Annotated in this window: 15 protein-coding genes; 6 read left to right on the forward strand and 9 right to left on the reverse strand. The window is 65.0% G+C overall.

The window, feature by feature from the left end; all coding sequences use genetic code 11:
• Positions 1 to 13: 13 nt before the first annotated feature.
• The 3 genes from AC3WLX_RS11505 to fliL are packed head-to-tail and all read right to left on the reverse strand — an operon-like array spanning position 14 to position 2,187.
• On the reverse strand, positions 14 to 460 hold the full coding sequence (locus AC3WLX_RS11505) for a DUF6468 domain-containing protein (RefSeq protein WP_492336005.1): 447 nt from the start codon (positions 458 to 460) through the stop codon (positions 14 to 16).
• Positions 457 to 1,659, reverse strand: a complete 1,203-nt coding sequence (gene fliM / locus AC3WLX_RS11510) for a flagellar motor switch protein FliM (RefSeq protein WP_291624074.1) — start codon at positions 1,657 to 1,659, stop codon at positions 457 to 459. Before fliM ends, AC3WLX_RS11505 begins: the two co-directional genes overlap by 4 nt.
• Positions 1,660 to 1,689: 30 nt before the next feature.
• Positions 1,690 to 2,187 (reverse strand): flagellar basal body-associated protein FliL, encoded by a 498-nt coding sequence (gene fliL / locus AC3WLX_RS11515; RefSeq protein WP_291624072.1) that lies wholly within the window; start codon positions 2,185 to 2,187, stop codon positions 1,690 to 1,692.
• Between the two features lie 382 nt (positions 2,188 to 2,569).
• On the opposite strand from fliL, the gene flgF reads away from it, so the two are divergent.
• The 4 genes from flgF to flgH are packed head-to-tail and all read left to right on the forward strand — an operon-like array spanning position 2,570 to position 6,051.
• Positions 2,570 to 3,331 carry a flagellar basal-body rod protein FlgF gene (gene flgF, locus AC3WLX_RS11520; protein ID WP_291624070.1) on the forward strand — a complete coding sequence of 254 codons (762 nt, stop codon included), beginning with the start codon at positions 2,570 to 2,572 and terminating at the stop codon, positions 3,329 to 3,331.
• Between the two features lie 16 nt (positions 3,332 to 3,347).
• Positions 3,348 to 4,136, forward strand: a complete 789-nt coding sequence (gene flgG, locus AC3WLX_RS11525) for a flagellar basal-body rod protein FlgG (RefSeq protein ID WP_291624068.1) — start codon at positions 3,348 to 3,350, stop codon at positions 4,134 to 4,136.
• A 10-nt stretch (positions 4,137 to 4,146) separates the two neighbouring features.
• The gene (gene flgA, locus AC3WLX_RS11530; protein WP_492336006.1) at positions 4,147 to 5,280 is read left to right on the forward strand and encodes a flagellar basal body P-ring formation chaperone FlgA; all 1,134 of its coding nucleotides are present in this window, start codon (positions 4,147 to 4,149) and stop codon (positions 5,278 to 5,280) included.
• A 9-nt stretch (positions 5,281 to 5,289) separates the two neighbouring features.
• Positions 5,290 to 6,051: a flagellar basal body L-ring protein FlgH gene (gene flgH / locus AC3WLX_RS11535; protein WP_492336007.1), complete on the forward strand. Its 762-nt coding sequence runs from the start codon at positions 5,290 to 5,292 to the stop codon at positions 6,049 to 6,051.
• A gap of 131 nt (positions 6,052 to 6,182) precedes the next feature.
• Here the strand turns inward: flgH and AC3WLX_RS11540 are convergent, their stop codons facing one another.
• The 3 genes from AC3WLX_RS11540 to AC3WLX_RS11550 all read right to left on the reverse strand — a co-directional run bounded on the left by AC3WLX_RS11540 (position 6,183) and on the right by AC3WLX_RS11550 (position 9,601).
• On the reverse strand, positions 6,183 to 7,349 hold the full coding sequence (locus AC3WLX_RS11540) for a PcfJ domain-containing protein (protein ID WP_492336008.1): 1,167 nt from the start codon (positions 7,347 to 7,349) through the stop codon (positions 6,183 to 6,185).
• Positions 7,350 to 7,710: 361 nt separating this feature from the next.
• Positions 7,711 to 8,490 carry a 2-keto-4-pentenoate hydratase gene (locus AC3WLX_RS11545; protein WP_492336009.1) on the reverse strand — a complete coding sequence of 260 codons (780 nt, stop codon included), beginning with the start codon at positions 8,488 to 8,490 and terminating at the stop codon, positions 7,711 to 7,713.
• An 82-nt stretch (positions 8,491 to 8,572) separates the two neighbouring features.
• Positions 8,573 to 9,601, reverse strand: coding sequence for an SDR family oxidoreductase (locus AC3WLX_RS11550; RefSeq protein ID WP_492336010.1), 1,029 nt, complete (start codon positions 9,599 to 9,601; stop codon positions 8,573 to 8,575).
• Positions 9,602 to 9,693: 92 nt separating this feature from the next.
• Here AC3WLX_RS11550 and AC3WLX_RS11555 point away from each other — a divergent pair, with 92 nt between their 5' ends.
• Positions 9,694 to 10,092: a winged helix-turn-helix transcriptional regulator gene (locus AC3WLX_RS11555; protein ID WP_492336011.1), complete on the forward strand. Its 399-nt coding sequence runs from the start codon at positions 9,694 to 9,696 to the stop codon at positions 10,090 to 10,092.
• Between the two features lie 281 nt (positions 10,093 to 10,373).
• Here the strand turns inward: AC3WLX_RS11555 and dksA are convergent, their stop codons facing one another.
• Complete coding sequence (dksA, locus tag AC3WLX_RS11560) at positions 10,374 to 10,739, reverse strand: RNA polymerase-binding protein DksA (protein ID WP_085966600.1); 366 nt, start codon at positions 10,737 to 10,739, stop codon at positions 10,374 to 10,376.
• Positions 10,740 to 10,954: 215 nt separating this feature from the next.
• Positions 10,955 to 11,566, reverse strand: coding sequence for an NAD(P)-dependent oxidoreductase (locus tag AC3WLX_RS11565; RefSeq protein ID WP_492336012.1), 612 nt, complete (start codon positions 11,564 to 11,566; stop codon positions 10,955 to 10,957).
• 161 nt (positions 11,567 to 11,727) lie between these two features.
• On the opposite strand from AC3WLX_RS11565, the gene AC3WLX_RS11570 reads away from it, so the two are divergent.
• Positions 11,728 to 12,099 (forward strand): winged helix-turn-helix transcriptional regulator, encoded by a 372-nt coding sequence (locus tag AC3WLX_RS11570; protein ID WP_291624038.1) that lies wholly within the window; start codon positions 11,728 to 11,730, stop codon positions 12,097 to 12,099.
• Between the two features lie 172 nt (positions 12,100 to 12,271).
• On the opposite strand, the gene AC3WLX_RS11575 is transcribed toward AC3WLX_RS11570, so the two are convergent.
• Positions 12,272 to 12,685, reverse strand: a complete 414-nt coding sequence (locus AC3WLX_RS11575) for a flagellar assembly protein FliX (RefSeq protein WP_291624036.1) — start codon at positions 12,683 to 12,685, stop codon at positions 12,272 to 12,274.
• Positions 12,686 to 12,698 lie beyond the last annotated feature (13 nt).

A 12,698-nucleotide genomic window follows, 5' to 3' on the forward strand; every position in this document is an offset into this window, starting at 1 on the left:
TCATGCCAGGGCTTCATGCGGCAAGGCCGTTGGATCGTCGGCGTTCGGAAAAGGCTTCGGCCGCCGCCGCCACCGCCTTCGCCGATGACGGCTTGGCCGCGGGCGCGGCAACCGCCTCGGGGTTGGTCACGGGACGCGCGGCGCTCGCGATCTTGGACAGGCGGCGCACCACGTTGTCGGCTTCGCCGAGCTGCTTGTGGAGCTGGTCCGACATCTGCGTCGCGGCGGCGAGCTGGCTGCCGAGGTTCTCGTTGACGTCGCGCACGGCGAGCTTCAGCCCGCCGATCGCGCGCTCGGCGATCTCGGTCGCGGTGATCAGCTCGCCGATGACGGCTTTCAGCGAATGCTCGTCCGCCTTCAGCCGCGTCAGCCGCTTGTTGAGCATGACGCAGTAGACGATCGTCAACATCAGCAGGATAGCCACCAGCGTCTCGATCGCCATTCCCAGGGAGTGGTTCATGGGGCCTCCATCATCTTGTTCTGCTCGTCGACCTTCTCGAACATCGCAAGTGTCGTACTTGGCTTGCGCAAGGGTTTCGTCACCCGGATCGCCACGCGGTCGCCGACCCGGCCCATCCGCCCCTCGGTCAGCGTGACGTCGCCGCAGCGCACGGTGACGTTGGCGTCGGCGCGCATGTCGAGCGGCAGCGTGTCCCCGACCTTGAGCCGCATCAGCTGCTTGAGCGGAATGTCGGCCTCATAGAGCACGGCATCGACGGCGATCTCGGCCTGCACGATCTCGGTGGCGAAGTGGCCCTCCCAGACCGGGTCGCGGCCGAACTTCTCGCCCATGAACATCTGGAGCAGGACGCCCCGGATCGGCTCGATGGTCGCGTAGGGCAGCAGCAGCTCGATATTGCCGCCGCGGTCTTCCATGTCGATGCGCAGGCGGACCAGGATCGCGGCGTTGGCGGGGCGGCTGATCGCGGCGAAACGCGGATTGGTTTCGAGCCGGTCGATCGTGAAAGTCACCGGCGACAGCGGCCGGAACGCCTGCTCGGCATCGGTCAGCACCACCTCGACCAGCCGCTTGACCAGCTCGGTCTCGATCGTGGTGTAGGGCCGGCCCTCGATGCGGAGCTGGCTGGTGCCGCGGCGGCCGCCGAGCAGCACGTCGATCATCGAATAGATCAGGTTGGAATCGACCGTCGCCATGCCGAAGTTCTCCCACTCCTCGGCCTTGAAGACGGTGAGGACGGCAGGCAGCGGGATCGAGTTCATGTAGTCGCCGAAACGCACCGATGTGATGCGGTCGAGCGAGACTTCGACGTTGTCGGAGGTGAAGTTGCGCAAGGACGTCGTCATCAGCCGCACCAGGCGGTCGAAGACGATTTCGAGCATCGGCAGACGCTCGTAGGAGACCATCGCCGAATCGATGATCGCGCGAATGCCGGAATGGTCGTCGAGCGTGATGTCGCCGACGGTGAAGCCGAGGAGATTGTCGATCTCCTCCTGCGACAGCACCCGCTCGCCGGAGTTCTTGCCGCTGCCGAGATCGCGGCTGCCGTCCTCGACCATGGCCGCCCATTGCAGGGCCATGGTCTCCGACAGCTCGTTCTCGGCGGCAGCCTTTGCGGCCTCCGCGGGATCCTCGGAATCGAGCGACGCCTCCCATTGGGCGGCAATCGCATCCTGGTCCATTTGCTCGTTGCCGGCCATGACGCTAGTCCGTCACCTTCCCTGACGCCATCACTGGACCACGACTTCCTTGAACAGCACCGCGCTGACCTGGATCGGGGCGACCGCCGCGTTGACGCGCTTGGTCAGCTCCTCCTTGAGGCGGAAGATGCCGGCGGAACCGTTGAGGTCGGAGGGACGCAGCTCGCGCACATAGGTCTGGAAGATGTCGGTGACGCGCGGCATCGTCGGCTTGATCGCCTCGACCTGCTTCTCTTCCTTCAGCTCCAGCACGATCTTCAGCCGCAGATATTGCACCCGCTCGCCGGGCGAGCCGGCGAGGTTGACCATCAGGTCGGGGACGTCGACGAAGGCCGGCGGCTTGGGCGGCGGCGCGGCCTCGGCATGGTGCTCGCCCTCGGCGTGACGGAAGAAGAAGAACCAGGTCGCAGCACCGCCGCCGAGCACGGCGAGCACGCCGACGACCATGATGATGAGCTTGAGCTTGTTCTTCGGCGGAGCGGCTTCCGCACCCTCGGCGGCTGCGCCGCCTTCTTCATTCTCTGCCATGTGTGCCGCGCTCGTTCATCTCTCAAAGGGGTCGAAAGAGCGAAGCCTCCTGGCAGACCGTGACGCGGTACGAATGCCCCCAGCGCAGTGCGCTCCTCTGATGTCAAACGCTACGGTAATAATGGTTAACGGAACCTTTCGATTGCGCCTCCGCTAGGAAAAATCTGCCGGGCAAGCATGGCTAACAGAACCTTTCTGCCGCCCTTTCGCACCCATCAAAAATCGACAACCATCTGAAATCGCACAGCTTTTAAAACTGGCACGGCTTTCGCTGAGAAAGCGCCGAGACCTTACGGTTTGGGAGAACCCGAGGTCTCGTTCACGGGATCCGCCGAGGCGCTTGGGAGAGCGAAATGGCAGATCCGCTCAGGGGAGATTTCCGATGCAGAACGCGCGTCTGATCGGCTTGTCACGGCAGATGACGTTGGAGCGGCAGATCGATGTCATCGCCAACAACGTCGCCAATGCCAACACCAACGGCTTCAAGTCGGACCATTCGCTGTTCGAGGAGTATCTCAACTCGAACGCGCGCGAGGACAATTTCATCGGCCGCGACCGCCAGGTCTCCTATGTCCACGACCGCGGCACTTTTCGCAACATCGCCCAGGGGCCGATGGAGCCGACCAACAGTCCGCTCGACATGGCGATCAACGGCAACGCCTATTTCGCGGTGCAGGGCAATGGCGGCGAGTTCTACACCCGCGACGGCAAGTTCTCGCTGAACAGCACCGGCCAGCTCGTCACCGCAGACGGCAATCTCGTGCTCGGCAATGCCGGCCCGATCACCTTCCAGCCCACCGACCACGACATCAACGTCGCGCCCGACGGCACCGTCACCGTGCTCGAGGGCACGGCGCGGACCGACTCGATCCGCGGCAAGATCCGCATGGTCTCGTTCGACGATCCGACCAAGCTGACCAAGCTCGGCGCCAATCTCTATGCCGCCGGTGGGGCGAACCCGCAGGCCGAGACCAAGTCCACCCTGCAGCAGGGCTACGTCGAGAAATCGAACGTGAATGCCGTCAGCGAGATGACCCGCATGGTCGAGGTGATGCGCAGCTATACCGCGGTCGCCAATTTGCTGCAGCAGCAGAGCGACCTCCACAAATCGGCGATCGAAAAGCTCGCCGACGTTCCGGCCTGATTGAAGGAGAACTGACATGCAGGCGCTTCACACCGCAGCGACCGGAATGGCGGCACAGGAACTCAACGTTCAGGTGATCTCCAACAACATCGCGAACCTGCGCACCACCGGCTTCAAGAAGCAGACGGCGGCGTTCCAGGACCTGATCTACGAGCACGTCCGCCGCGTCGGCGCCCAGTCGTCGGACCAGGGCACCATCCTGCCGGTCGGCGTCGACATTGGCGGCGGCGTCAAGACCGTCGGCACCCCGCGCAGCATGACGCAGGGAACGCTGTCGCAGACCGGCAACGACCTCGATCTCGCGATCTCGGGCGAGGGCTTCTTCAAGATCCTGATGCCCGACGGCACCTTCCAGTACACCCGCGACGGCACCTTCCAGATGGACAATCAGGGCCGCGTCGTCACCGCGCAGGGCAACCCGGTGCAGCCCACCATCACGATCCCGAACAACGCCTCGGGCATCGCCGTGAGCGAGCAGGGCCAGGTCTCGGTGACGTTGCCGGGCTCGACGACCTCCTCGATCGTCGGCCAGATCGGCGTGACCCGCTTCATCAACAAGGCGGGCCTGCAGCCGGTCGGCAACAACCAGTTCACCGAGACCCCCTCGTCCGGCGCGCCGCAGGATGGCACCGCGAACACCGAGGGTTACGGCAAGCTCACGCAAGGAAGCCTCGAGCAGGCCAATGTCGACGTCGTCTCGGAGATGAGCGACCTGATCGCCGCCCAGCGCGCTTACGAGATGAACGCGAAGGTGATCAGCGCCGCCGACCAGATGATGCAATCGACCACGGCGCTGTTCCGCTGAGGTGATGACGATGATCCGCGCCACCCTCGCCACGATCTCCACCCTACTCGCGCTGGCCTTGCCGGCAGCGGCCGCAGACGATTTCATCGCCGCGCCGACGCTGCGCGCGAGCGTCTCCGTGACCTCGGACGTGGTGCGGATCGGCGATCTCATCGACAACGCCGGATCGGCCGCCCAGATCCCGGTCTATCGCTCGCCCGATCTCGGCACCACCGGCACGCTGACGGTCGGCCAGGTGCTCTCGGTGTTGCGCGCCAAGCAGGTGATCGGCGTCATGACGGGTGACATCAAGGAGGTCCAGGTCACCCGCCTTGCGCGTACGCTCGCGAGCAAGGACATCGAACATGCTGTCGCCGGCGCGCTCGAGCGCCGCTTCGGCCTCGGGGAAGCGGCCAACATCACCATCACGTTCGATCGCAGCGTCGGCGAGACGCGCCTGGAGGCCTCCAACACCGGCACGCTGCAACCGGTCGCAACCCGTTTCGATGCCCGCAGCGGCCGTTTCGACATCGCCTTCGAGATCGCCAACGACGGCAACGCAAGCCCGACCAAGTTGCGTTTCACCGGCACCGCGGTCGAGACCGTGGAAGTGGCCGTGCTCACCCGCGACATCGACCGCGCCGAGCTTCTGAAGGCTTCCGACCTTTCGATGGAGCGCCGGCCGAAGGCCGAGGTCACCGGCGAGCCCGCCTCGCGCGATCGCAGCATCGGCATGCAGCTGCGCCGGACGATGCGGGCAGGAACGCCGGTCCGCGCCGCCGACATCGTCAAGCCCGATTTCGTGGTGCGGGACCAGGCCGTCACCATCATCTACCAGGTGCCCGGCCTCTATCTCACCACGCGCGGCAAGGCGATCGAGAGCGGCGCCGAGGGCGACAGCGTCAGCGTGCTCAATCTGCACTCCAAGCGTACGCTGACCGGCATCGTCACCGGCCGCGGCCAGATCACCGTGCAGGGCGCCAGCCAGGCCGCGCCGATGGCGCCGGCGGTCGAGCAGACCTCGTCGATCAAGCGTGACGAAGCGCCGGCCCCCGTCGACACCGCGGCACTCCTCCGCAACCTGGTGCAGGCCCCCGCGTCGCCCGCCCAGACCGCAGAAGCCCAGATCCCGCAAGCTCGCATCTCGCAAGCTCAAGCCAAGTAAGAGTTCGTCATGTCCGCTTTCCGTTCGGCTTACCGTCTTCGTCGCATCGCGATCTCCGGCCTCCTGCTGGCCTCTTGCGCGCTGGGCGGCTGCTCCTCGATCGACCGCCTGTCGCAGATCGGCGAACAGCCGAAGCTGTCGGCGATCGACAATCCGACGACGCAGCCCGGCTACAAGCCGGTGCAGATGCCGATGCCGAAGCCGGAAGTCGCCTCGTACAATCCGAACTCGCTGTGGCGCAACGGCAGCCGCGCCTTCTTCAAGGACCAGCGCGCCCGCCAGGTCGGCGACCTCCTGACCGTGACCGTGAACATCACCGACAAGGCCAACATCGAGAACGACACCTCGCGCAGCCGCACCAACAAGGAAGATTCCGGCATCACGGACTTCATCGGCTCTCAAACGATCACCCAGGCGAACAAGATCCTGCCCGGCCGCATCCTGACCGCCGACTCGACCTCGTCCAGCGAGGGCAAGGGCAGCGTCGATCGCAAGGAAGCCCTGCAGACCAACGTCGCCGCCGTGGTGACCCAGGTGCTGCCGAACGGCAATCTGGTCGTCGAAGGCAAGCAGGAGATCCGCGTCAATTTCGAGATCCGCGAGCTGATCGTGGCCGGCATCGTGCGCCCCGAGGACATCCAGAGCGACAACACCATCGACTCCACCAAGATCGCCCAGGCCCGCATCGCCTATGGCGGCCGCGGCCAGATCACCGACGTGCAACAGCCGCGCTACGGCCAGCAGGTCATGGACGTGCTGCTGCCCTTCTAGAATCTCCCGAGCTCCCACATCGTGCTCGCGATCCTAGGCGCGAACGACGATGTACGACGCGGCCTCCGGTAGCTCCCCTGCCGGAGGCCGCATGTATTTTGCCTGCGCCGCCGAAGCGGCGCAGGCGTCTCTCACAGCAGCATGATCCCGCGCGCTTGCGCCCACCGGTCGAGGATCTTGCTCTCCTCGGCAAGTGGCGGGCGGTTGGCAAACCCGCGAACCTGAACCGCCCGGGAACGGGCATCAAGCTCGATGGTCAGCAACCGCTGGACGTCACCCGAGGCACGGCGACGGAGCGACCAGATCGACGCATGCCCAGCGATGCATTTCGACGCGTAGCTGGCAACGCAGTGACACATGCCGCGCGTCTCAGCCACGAGATCGGCCGCGGTCCGCAACTGGACCACGACGTATTCTTCGCGCTTGGTCCGGTCCTTGGAAGACTTGGTCCATGACCAATCCGCAATCGCTGCACCGAGCCAACGGTCCTCGCTCTGCTCGGGGCCTTCTGCCAGCCCCCGCGCACGGTTTCGCGCCGCCTCGGCGCGACGGCGTGCGGCCTCGATACGAGCAATCGCATCGAGATCGCGATGCCATTCGCGCATCTGCCGCCCAAGCGAGATCAGTGAGCGCCCCTTGAGGGTGTACTCGGGATCACGCTGGTGGCAATCGGCGAGGTAGTCATGGAAGTCATCCATATCCTCGACCGTGGTCGGATGCGCGCAGAAGAAGCGCACCACCTCGCGCCAGAAGCGATGCTGAGCGCGCTGCGTCTGCGTGATCCTGGTGCGCGCGATCCGCATCGCAACAGCCGGATCGGTCGCATAGGAACGCGCAATCGCCTGCCAGATCGCAGCCTCGAAGCCGGCCTTCCCCAACGGATTGAGGAACGCATGGACCTCCTTGCGAGACAGCCATTCGGCCGCACCGGCAGCGTAGAGCGAACCGCCGCCGGCCGCCGCGATGTACCAGCGCTTGCGCAAGCGGATCTCGTCGACGCCCAGTCCCGCGCCGTCGATCCAGATCTGCTCCAGATGTTCTGCGACGGGATAGCGCGCTAAGAGATGGCGAGCCGCGGCAAGACGAAGACGCGCGGCATCGCGAGTCTTCATCCGCGGCTGCCAGGCCTCGGCATCGCGCACGATGTCGGCCTCGAAGCCACGCTTGGCCTCGCAGATCGCATTCTTGAAATCCGGTGGAGGGCGCGTCCGCTGCGACACATGCCGCAGCGACAGCTCGTAGGCTTCAACCCGCGCGCGCTCGGCCTCCCGCCGGCGCTGAATCAATGACTGTGCCATTGTCGTTCAACATGATTGGATGACTGTCAGCCGGACGCACTGAGAGCGTCGGCACGGAATGTGTCGATCGCCACAAAGTACTCACGGCTGGTCTCCTCAGAGTTGAACGTACAGGTTGAACGGGACGGGGCTCATAGACCCGATCAAGGGCGAGCGCAAGAGTGTCTCGTCGGGATGGTGTCGGAAACTGCGTACTGCAAGCCAGGTCCGCGACATTATTGCAACGCCGCTACAGCACATTCCGTCACTGCGGCGGACGATCCAGTACTCCGAGATGGAAAGGGATCGTACCGATGCAGCGCGGCGTACTGGCTTCCCCACTTTCGCGGGGAATGAACTGCGGAGACTACTACCGGTGCCCTCACGTAAACTCCGCCTCCACCACGCCGAGCCCGTCCACTTCCATCCGCACCTTGTCGCCGGCCTTCAGCCACAGCGTCTTCACCAGGCTGCCGGTGAGCACGAGTTGGCCGGCGTGCAGCCCCTTGCCTTCGGCGGCGAGGTGGTTGGCGAGCCAGGCGAGCGCGTTGTGGGGATGGCCGAGCACGTCGGCGCCGGTGCCGTGGCTGACCTCCTCGCCGTTGACGATGGCACGGCCTTTGACCGCCCTAAGGTCCGGCACCGACGAGCGCGGCACCGGCGGACCCAGCACGCAGCCGGCGGCGAAGAAATCGTCGGCGATCAAGGTCGGCGCGCCCATCGTCTCCCATTTGACGTAGCGGTCGTCGACGATCTCGATCGCGGGCTGATAGGCCTCGACCGCCTCGCCGACCCATTCGGCCGTGAACGGCCCCTCGCCGGCGGCAAGGTCCCGCTTCAGCCGCACCGCGATCTCGCATTCGACGCCGACCCGGACATAATTTGAGGCAGCGAGCCTGGCGCCGCTGTCATGGACGCCCTTCTGGAACACGCCGCCGCCGCAGGGGTGCGCGATACCGATATAGTCCTGCATCACCTGGCTGGTGCAGCCGATCTTGTAGCCGACCAGCGGCCCGACATGCGGCAGCAGCAGATCGTGCAGGGTGCGCTGGACCTGATAGCCCTCGGCTTCATCCGCAGGCGGACGCTCCAGCGCCGCCAGCGGGGCATGGTTGCGGCGCGCCAGCGCGATCGCCTTTGCGGCTTCGAGAATCCCGTCCATCGGCGCCGCCTCCCACGCTACGCAGTCGCAGGCGGCACTTCAGCATCCCCGCTCCGGCCTGACAAGCGCGGGTGGCGTGCGTTCACCCCTTGACGAGGCCGAGCCGGATCAGGCTCTCGGCAGTCGCAAGGATCGCCTCCTCGTTGGAGCGCGCCTGCCAGCCGAGCAGCGACCTGGCCTTGGCGCTGGTGGAATGCCTGACCTTTCCGAGCATCGGCACCACCGCACGCAGCAGCGGAATCCGGTTCGCGGCCAGCCGCACCAGCCAATCCGGAGCCTGGAGCCGCGGAACCCGGCGTGCCCTGGCTCCCAAGTTCCGCCGCAGCACCCTGCCGATGTCGAGAAGGGACAGCGTCTCACCGGCGACCGCAATGAAGCGCTCGCCTTTAGCCGCAGGCGCGGTCATGGCACGCAGATGCAGATCGGCGACGTCGCGGACGTCGACCACGCCGAGATACACCCGCGGCACGGCCGGCATGGCACCGTCGAGCAGCGATCTGACGATCTCGATCGAGCCGGAAAAGTCCGGACCCAGAACGGGCCCGAATATGCCGGCGGGGTTGATCACCGCGAGCTCCAGCCCTGCGCCCTCGCCCGCGACGAAATCCCAGGCCGCTCGCTCGGCCAGCGTCTTGGACTTGATGTAGGGCTGGCCATCGACACCGGCGAGATTGGTCCAGTCGGTCTCGTCGAAGGGCTCGTCGCGCGGGGGATGGCCGTAGCCGATCGCGCCGAGCGACGAGGTGATGACGACCCGCTTGACGCCGGCGGTGCGCGCGGCACGCAGCACCCGAAGCGTTCCGTCGCGGGCCGGAATGATCATCTCGTTCTCGTCCTTGGGAACGGTGGTCGAGAGCGGTGACGCGACATGGAGAACGTAGTCGCAGCCCGCAACGGCCTGCTGCCAGCCATCGTCCCGGGTCAGATCGGCGGTGAAGAAGGCCACGCCCTCGGGCCGCGCCGCTCCGCCCTCGCGCAGCATGGCGAGCACATCGGCCTGCCGCTCCGGCCGACGCACCGTCGTGCGCACCGCGTGGCCGGCCGCGAGAAGCTGCAGGACGACATGGATGCCGACGAAGCCCGATCCGCCGGTGACCAGAACAGTACTCATGACCAGGATTCCCCTCCTTGCGGGCCGGCACATCGGTTCCGTGGCCCTGCGCAACGACGCATCTGGTCACTATGTCCTGGCGGACAAGTAGAATGGAATTCGAGACCGGTATGGAAAAGTTGACCAACGCCTGTGCAGACCCCTGCGAGTGCAGCCCCGACCCTGCTGTGCTGGCCGACTTCGAGCGCGCCATCCACGCCCTTGGCGGCAAGTGGAAACTGGAAATCCTGTTCGCGCTGATGAACGGCGCGGTACGGTTCGGCGTACTGCGCCGTTCGATAGGCGGCATCACGCAGCACATGCTGACGATGCAATTGCGCGAAATCGAACAGGACGGGCTGGTATCCCGAACTGCTTTTGCAGAGAAGCCGTTGCGGGTCGAGTACGAGCTGACGGATGCGGCCTACGGCCTGTTGCCGGCGTTTAAGGAAATATTGATCTGGTCGAGGCTTTATGGAGATAGCCGCCTTGCCACGTCGCAGCAGGCGTGATTGCAGCGATGCTTGATGCAGCTGCACCGGGATCTCAAGTCCGGACTCGATCTCGTTGATGCGACTCGGAAAATCTCCCGCACCTGAAGTGAAGGCTATTTCTCATCCGAACTCACGTTAGCTCGGAGCAATTGAGCCTAGCCCGTTGATCGCGATTCACTTTTCGTGATTAGGCTCTCGCGCTCGTGGGCGCGGCGGTAAGCCGCGGGCAAAATCCCGAGCACGGCGCGAAATCGCGCCCGCCTCCAAAAACGAAGAGCCGCATCGCTGCGGCCCGGGCTCTATTCGTCGCGATAAACCTTCTCGCGTTTCTCGTGGCGCTCCTGCGCCTCCACCGAGAGCGTTGCGATGGGCCGGGCCTCGAGCCGCTTCAACGAGATCGGCTCGCCGGTTTCCTCGCAATAGCCGTAGGTGTTGTCCTCGATGCGCTGGAGCGCGGCGTCGATCTTGGCGATCAACTTGCGCTGGCGGTCACGGGCACGGAGCTCGATGGCACGATCGGTCTCGGACGAGGCCCGATCGGCGAGATCGGGGTGGTTCACGTTCTCCTCCTGCAGAGCCTGCAGGGTGAGCTTGGACTCCTTGAGGATCTCATCCTTCCAGGCGAGGAGCTTCAGACGGAAGTACTCCTTCTGCCGGTCGTTCATGAAAGGCTCTTTGTCGGTCGGTCGGTAGTTTTTCAACTTTTCCAAGGGAGGCCTATCTTCCTAAGCAACGACTCGCGACGGACAGGGGTCCGTTGAGCCGGGCCTTATATAGCGGCCTCCCGTGACAGACAATATTTCCCTCACCGTCCGGTGCTCCCCCCAAGCCCTTGCACAGAAGGTTTATCCTGGAGGGGCTCGGAGAGGCGGCCGGTGGCTTAGTAACCGACCGTGAAACGCTGCTTCAGATGGGCGGGCCGTTCGATCTCGTCGGCGAGCGCGATGGCGTAGTCGGCGAAGGTAATCCAGCTCTTGCCGTTCGCATCTGCGAGAAGCTGGTCCGTGCCGAGCCGGAACTTGCCGGTGCGCTCCCCCTCCTCGAACAGCGCGGAGGGCGAGATGAAGGTCCAGTTCAGGTCCTTTTCCTGCCGCAACAGGTCCAGGAAGGCCGAGCCTGCCTCCGCTTCGGCCTTGTATTGGGCCGGGAAATTGGGGGTTGTGACCAGCTTCACACCCGGAGCAACTTCGAGGCTGCCGGCGCCGCCGACCACGAGGTAGCGGCCAATCTTTGAGTCCTTCGCCGCACCGATCAGCTTCGACGCGTCGCTGGCCAGGAAGTGCACGGAACTCACGGCGACGTCGTGCCCGGCCCACAGCTTGGCGAGACCAGCTTGGTCGAGCACGTCGCCCTTGGTCGGCGTGACGTTGGGCAGGGCTGCGATCTTCTCGGGGTTCCGAGCGATGGCCGTGACCGTATGGCCGCGACGGGACAGTTCCTTGGTGATCTCCGACCCGGCCCGGCCCGAGGCGCCCGCGACTGCAATTTTCATGGAAGGTACCTTTTCTCCAATGGTAACTAGTAGAGACTAGATATCGAAAAGAATGCTGGTGTTAAGAGAGCACTTTGTGCTTACCTGATTACGCTGAGGTAACTGATAACGTTCAGCCGCCAGGCGGACGCCAGCAACGGTGTGCATTCCGAGGACTGCCGATGAAGCCCGACGTCTATGCAGCGAACTGCCCCACCCGCCAGATCCTCGATCGCGTCGGCGACAAATGGGCGGTGCTGATCCTCTTGCTCCTGCGCGAGGAGCCGATGCGTTTCAACCAGTTGCGCCGCACGATTGAAGGCATCTCGCAGAAGATGTTGAGCCAGGTTCTCAAGTCGCTCGAACGCGACGGCCTGATCAGGCGCCACGCCATCGCGACGGTGCCCGTCACCGTGGAGTATTCCATCACGCAGCTCGGGCTGACGCTGGCGGCCGCCGTCGATCCCTTGCGCGATTGGGCCGAACAAAATCTGAAAGACGTGCTCGCCGCCCAGCGCCGCTACGACGCGCAATTGAAGGAAGAGGCAGCGTAGGCACGCGAAGAACGCTTACGGGATTTCGGTCATCCTGAGGTGCGAGTGGCGCGATGCAGAGCAGCGCGCCGGGAGCCTCGAAGGACGAACGGCCGAGATGCAGCCGGGCCGTCGCCCTTCGAGGCTCGCCCTGCTTTTGCAGGGCGCGCACCTCAGGCTGACGGATAACAGCTTACGCCTGCCCGGCCTTGGCCAACTCGACCTCGACACGCAGCTCGATCTCGGAGAGCACGGCATCGAGACCGGCATCACCCGACGACGACTTCAGGTTCGCCGCAGCATCGCGCAGGCGCATGACCGTCGAGGCGTCGAGATTGCCGGACAGCAGCCCCATCTTGAGATCGTCGAGCACATCGAGCGCCGTCCTGCCCCGGGCAACCGAGCGCTTGCGGCGCTCGACCGGATCCTCCTCGACACCCTGCAACGCCAGCAGCGCATCGATGTTGGCGGCGGCCTTCGGTGCCGCGGCGCTCCGCGTCTCCTGCGCCGATGACGTGTCGGGCAGCACGAAGGTGCCGGAGCCCGTCCGCCTGGCCTGACTGGCTGGCGTTCCAAGCGTGGTGCCGTTCGGTCCGTAGATGCGCATCGGAGGGAATCCG

The sequence above is a fragment of the Bradyrhizobium sp. FW305-F6 genome, assembly GCF_058782905.1.

Bases quoted from the DNA above. Each gene is read 5' to 3' on its own strand.
- flgA (WP_492336006.1), top strand. From the start codon at position 4,147: ATGATCCGCGCCACCCTCGCCACGATCTCCACCCTACTCGCGCTGGCC.
- flgG (WP_291624068.1), top strand. From the start codon at position 3,348: ATGCAGGCGCTTCACACCGCAGCGACCGGAATGGCGGCACAGGAACTC.
- fliL (WP_291624072.1), bottom strand. From the start codon at position 2,187: ATGGCAGAGAATGAAGAAGGCGGCGCAGCCGCCGAGGGTGCGGAAGCC.
- AC3WLX_RS11555 (WP_492336011.1), top strand. From the start codon at position 9,694: ATGGAATTCGAGACCGGTATGGAAAAGTTGACCAACGCCTGTGCAGAC.
- AC3WLX_RS11550 (WP_492336010.1), bottom strand. From the start codon at position 9,601: ATGAGTACTGTTCTGGTCACCGGCGGATCGGGCTTCGTCGGCATCCAT.
- AC3WLX_RS11545 (WP_492336009.1), bottom strand. From the start codon at position 8,490: ATGGACGGGATTCTCGAAGCCGCAAAGGCGATCGCGCTGGCGCGCCGC.
- AC3WLX_RS11565 (WP_492336012.1), bottom strand. From the start codon at position 11,566: ATGAAAATTGCAGTCGCGGGCGCCTCGGGCCGGGCCGGGTCGGAGATC.
- AC3WLX_RS11575 (WP_291624036.1), bottom strand. From the start codon at position 12,685: ATGCGCATCTACGGACCGAACGGCACCACGCTTGGAACGCCAGCCAGT.
- AC3WLX_RS11540 (WP_492336008.1), bottom strand. From the start codon at position 7,349: ATGGCACAGTCATTGATTCAGCGCCGGCGGGAGGCCGAGCGCGCGCGG.
- flgH (WP_492336007.1), top strand. From the start codon at position 5,290: ATGTCCGCTTTCCGTTCGGCTTACCGTCTTCGTCGCATCGCGATCTCC.
- dksA (WP_085966600.1), bottom strand. From the start codon at position 10,739: ATGAACGACCGGCAGAAGGAGTACTTCCGTCTGAAGCTCCTCGCCTGG.
- flgF (WP_291624070.1), top strand. From the start codon at position 2,570: ATGCAGAACGCGCGTCTGATCGGCTTGTCACGGCAGATGACGTTGGAG.
- AC3WLX_RS11505 (WP_492336005.1), bottom strand. From the start codon at position 460: ATGAACCACTCCCTGGGAATGGCGATCGAGACGCTGGTGGCTATCCTG.
- AC3WLX_RS11570 (WP_291624038.1), top strand. From the start codon at position 11,728: ATGAAGCCCGACGTCTATGCAGCGAACTGCCCCACCCGCCAGATCCTC.
- fliM (WP_291624074.1), bottom strand. From the start codon at position 1,659: ATGGCCGGCAACGAGCAAATGGACCAGGATGCGATTGCCGCCCAATGG.